The organism is Singulisphaera rosea (genome assembly GCF_054877945.1).
Window position 1 is genome coordinate 1 of record NZ_JBTYIP020000172.1, and the last position, 255, is coordinate 255.

Annotated in this window: 1 pseudogene; it reads right to left on the bottom strand. The window is 70.6% G+C overall.

What is annotated here, in order from left to right:
* Positions 1-255 (bottom strand): annotated as a pseudogene (locus tag ACYOEI_RS41385) (hypothetical protein); the annotation flags it as partial.

A 255-nucleotide genomic window follows, 5' to 3' on the forward strand; every position in this document is an offset into this window, starting at 1 on the left:
GGACGGAAGGACATGATCCTCGGGGACGGCCGGCAGATGAGAATGATCCCGGCGACTCGGCCCCGGCTTGCCCCGCTGCTGGCCGCGTGGTCGTGGCGGCGTGTCGGCACGGGAGGCCGAGGGGGTCGCCCCGGTGGATGCCGAGGCCGTTTCGGTCTTGCGCCCGAAGAGTTGCTGTTCGCGGAGTCGGAGTAACGCCTGGAGCCGCCCGACCTCCTCCTTGAGCTGCGCCTCGCGATCGAGAGCACGAGCGTG